1 protein-coding gene and 1 pseudogene are annotated in these 4492 nt (G+C 58.6%); both read left to right on the top strand.

Annotation, left to right across the window (positions count from 1 at the left end):
* The first annotated feature begins 626 nt into the window (after nt 1-626).
* Nucleotides 627-1097: a (2Fe-2S)-binding protein gene (locus tag WB528_RS05085; RefSeq protein WP_423887336.1), complete on the top strand. Its 471-nt coding sequence runs from the start codon at nt 627-629 to the stop codon at nt 1095-1097.
* Nucleotides 1098-1108: 11 nt separating this feature from the next.
* A pseudogene (locus WB528_RS05080) lies at nt 1109-3322 on the top strand (molybdopterin cofactor-binding domain-containing protein).
* The last annotated feature ends 1170 nt before the right edge of the window (nt 3323-4492 follow it).

The following is a 4492-nucleotide window of genomic DNA, read 5'->3' as shown; positions in this document are numbered from 1 at the left end:
GTCCTCGACGAAATTAACCTTCATCTATTTGAAGGCGTAACAGCTAGGGATATGCGCGTTCTCAGAATTCTGTTCCGACGCCTAATCGACCGCAGCGCCAGTTCAATTGAGCAACTACGCGCGCGTTAAAAATGACTGCGCTTCTTCGTGCGACTCGCTGTCGGGTTACCCCAGCTTCGCTCCTGCAACATGAGGTGATGGCCGATGTCCGCTGTGGGGCACGATCGACCGATTGGGTTTGATGGACACACGTCCGGTGTAGCCCCAATAGCGTCCGTTTGGGCGGTCGTACCGCGCGTCGCGATGTGCCATTCGCCTCTTCACCGCAACGCAGCAAAAACGATCTGCGTCGTACGATCAGGCTTTTCGCAATTCAGCCATCCTCATCTGCCAGTGGAATTTCCTTCCTAGCCAAAGCTTGCCAATTCGGTTAGTGTTTCTGGCAGAGCTGGCAGCGGGACATGCCGAAGTCCCGAGGGCGGGGCCCGGCAGCGATCATGCCGGCGGCAGGCACCTCCAACTTAAACTTCAGAAATAGCTCCTCACGCAATAGGCGCAACAAATCAAACGCGCCTTCGATTCGCGTGATCGGCGATTCGCTAGCTGTAGCGCACAGGGAGGGACAAATGGCAAAACGAAAGTCGCTTAATGTGAACGGCAGACGGGTGTCAGTCGGTTACGACGACCCGGCCATGCCGCTGCTTTACGCCTTGCGTGACGATCTCGGGCTGAAGGGTCCGCGCTTTGGCTGCGGCCTTGGCCAGTGCGGCGCCTGCACCGTGCACGTGGATGGCGCAGCGGTTCGCTCCTGCGTGACCCCGATCGCTACAATCGGCGATCGGCAGGTGATCGTCACGCTTGAGGGACTCGGCATGGGCGCAAAACTGCATCCGCTGCAAAAAGCGTTCATTGACGAACAGGCCGTGCAATGTGGCTACTGCATCAACGGGATGATCATGCAGGCGGCAGCCTTCCTCGCGAGCAAAAAGAGGCCGACCGAAGACGAAATCAAAAGTGCGCTCGCTAATAATCTCTGCCGTTGCGGCACGCATTCCCGCATCGTACGTGCCGTCAAGCGCGCGTCGGCCGCTACATAAGGGAGGCGATCATGAACATTCAGATTTCTCGACGGGAAGCGCTGCTCGGGTCTGGCGCTCTAGTCGTTAGCTTTTCGCTCACTGGCGCCCTCGAGCAGGCAGTGGCACAAAACGGCGCCAAACCGCTTGCTCTCACCGAAGTCGATTCTTTCCTGGCTATCGACCAAAGCGGGAAAGTCATCGTCTATTCCGGCAAGGTCGAACTCGGCACCGGCGTGTATACGGCATTGCAGCAGATCGTTGCCGATGAGATCGACGTGCCCATGAGCCGCATCGAGATGATTCAAGGCGATACGCTGCTCACGCCGAACCAAGGCCCGACGTGGGGAAGCGTGACCATCCAGGTCGGCGGCATGCAGCTGCGGCAGGCGGCGGCGGCCGCGCGCCAGGCACTTATGGCTGAAGCCGCCAAAAAGCTCGGGACCGATCAACTCGCCGTAGCCGAAGGCGTCATCAGCGGTGGCGGCAAAAAAGACACCTAAGCTCAACTGATCGGCGGCAAGAACTTCTCGATCAAACTCGATCCAAAAAATCCGGTGACGACCAAGGACCCAAAGGATTACAAGATCGTCGGCAAGCCGATTGCGCGTCTCGACATCCCCCAGAAGGTGACAGGTAAATTCACCTTTATGCAGGACTTCCGCGTCCCAGGCATGCTCCATGGACGTGTGGTGCGACCGCCGGCGATCGGCGCCAAGCTTCAAAGCGTCGACGAGCGCTCGATTAAAGATATACCTGGAATTATCAAGGTTGTGCGCGAGGGCGATTTCCTGGGCGTGGTGGCGAAAAACGAATGGGCCGCCATTCTCGGCGCAAGAGCGCTCACGGCGGAGTGGTCGCATTCCGAGACATTGCCGGATTCGGCCAAGCTCTGGGATTATGTGCGCGCGACCAAGGTGGTCAAGGACCAAGTGACCAGCCAGGTTGGCAACACCACCGCAGCGATGGGCAAAGAAGGGGCCAGAACCATCAAGGCAACCTACGACTTCGCCATCCATACGCACGGTTCGATAGGGCCGTCCTGTGCGATTGCGGAATTCAAAGACGGCAAGCTGACATCGTGGTCGGCATCACAGGCGACCCACGCGTTGCGTGGGCAGCTCGCGCAGATGTTCTCTCTGGCGCCCGAAAACGTGCGCTGCACCTACGTGGAAGGTGCCGGCTGTTACGGCCGCAACGGTCATGAGGACGCCGCCGCCGACTCCGCCATGCTCGCCAAAGCCGTCGGTAAGCCGGTGCGCGTGCAATGGATGCGCGCCGACGAGCACGGCTGGGACCCCAAGGGTCCGCCCACACTGATTGACGTGCATGCGGCGATGGATGCCTCCGGCAACGTCACGGCGTGGGAATCGGAATCCTTCATTCCCCAGGCCAGCCCGCAGAGCGGCCTTGACGTTCCGCTGACCGCCGCCACGCTTGCCGGACTGCCACAGGGGGCCGTGCCGTTCCCCGGCAACATCTTCCAAGACTCGGCGATCCCCTACAAGTTCCCGAACGTCAGGACCATGTGTCATCACCTCGAAGGTACGCCATTGCGTCCGTCGTGGATTCGCACGCCTGGCCGGATGCAAAATACCTACGCCAACGAGTCTTTCATCGATGAGCTTGCGGCAGCGGCCGCCTTGGATCCCATCGAGTTCCGGCTGAAATATCTCGACCCCACCGACAAACGCGGCGCCGAACTCCTCGGGCGGCTTGCTAAGCTTGCGAACTGGCAAAAGCGGTCCTCGCCGCAAAAGTCTGCCAACGAAAATGTGGCAAACGGGCGCGGCGTGTCCTACGTGAAATACGAGCTGGTGCGGACTTACGTCGGTGCGGTCGCCGAGGTCGAAGTGGACCGCACCACCGGCGAAATTCGAATTCTGAAGTTTTACGTCGCTCACGACTGCGGCCAGATCATCAACCACGACGGGCTGAAGAACCAGATTGAGGGCAATGTAATTCAGACTGTCAGCCGCACCCTGATTGAGGAGGTAAAATTCAACCGCTCGCAGGTGACCAGCCTCGACTGGGAGAGCTACCCAATCCTCAAATTCCCTCAGGTGCCGGATATTGTCATCGATTTGATCGACCGGCCGACCGAAAAGCCGTGGGGCGCCGGTGAACCCACGGCCGCAGTCATTCCTGCGGCGATTTCTAACGCGGTATTCGACGCAACCGGCGTGCGGCTGCGCTCGATTCCATACACTCCGGCCAAAGTAAAAGCGGCGATGCAAGGGAGCTAACGCAAATGTCGCAGCGCCCCGGCGGGACGCTCCAACATAGGCTTGGAAATTGCGTCGCAGGAATCACGTGATCAAAGGCTTGCGTTTCCGACAGCAAGCGGCAGCGTATTCGCCTTGCGCCGATGCGCGGTCCGAATCCGCCGTCGGGTAGAGGAGGGACTCTGATTTGCCGACCGTGCCGTCTTGAAATTGGAGCAACCGACTTCTCCTCAGGGTCAACTCCGTCGATATGGACGGACGGCTTGGCTGTCCGGCAATCTAACACCCTGCGGCCGTCGCCACGCTAACCCAAATGCACAGTTGCGTGATCCGGTGAGAGCACCTTTGTATGGAAAGGCGTCGCGCAACGCCGTCAATTTCGATCGAATTTCCATTTTTCTCCTCGGTCTCTCATTGCTTGCCGCCCCAGGAGATGAGCAGAATCGCGGTGTACTCGCGCCACCATGTCGCCCGAGGCTGAGTACAGACCATGCCGGCTAGACTATCACATGTTGGAAGGAAATTCCGCGTTGTGCGTCCAGCAAGTCTTCGTGCAGCCATGATCGCTTCGGGTCATGAACGTCGTTTTTGGTGCATTGCCCGCCATGTCGGCTTCACCCTCCAGAGCTGCCGTTGAAGCCGAGGTGGCTATCAGTCGAAACGTGCCACAACCTGCCCTGAACGCGACGCGGTCCGCTCTGAGCCGGACAACGGACATCAATGGACCGTCTGACTATGTCAGCGAGGTGTCACTTTCTGCCGTGAGCTGGATGCAGCAAAACTAAAGTCTTCAACAGATGACGGCTAAGATGTGCCATTCGAATAACGAATGGTCGAGGTGAGAATCGGGTTAATATGCAACAGAACCGACATGACACTAGGAGGGGTCGATGAAATCCATGATTCTGCTCGCTGCAATGGCTGGCGTGCTTTGGGGTGTCGTTGCACCAGCTTGGGGCGATGATTGCCCGGCTGGCATGAGACATAAGTGCACCCACACCAGTGACGGGAGTTACTGCGAATGCGTTCCGCGGGACTGAGAGACTTGGCATACCTCGCGGAGTCAAGGTCGTATGATGTCTGCGTACCGATAAAGCTGACGTCAAAGCGGACATTCAATTTGTCGCTGATGTGCCTATCGGAGACATCATGCCGTGTCCCGGGTAACGGGCTTCAAGGCCGCAAATGCAT

The organism is Bradyrhizobium sp. (genome assembly GCF_049586575.1).
Classification (GTDB): Bacteria; Pseudomonadota; Alphaproteobacteria; order Rhizobiales; family Xanthobacteraceae; genus Bradyrhizobium.
This window is presented reverse-complemented; position numbering and strand designations above follow the sequence as displayed.

Coding starts and splice junctions, on each gene's coding strand:
- WB528_RS05085 (WP_423887336.1), top strand. CDS start 627: ATGGCAAAACGAAAGTCGCTTAATGTGAACGGCAGACGGGTGTCAGTC.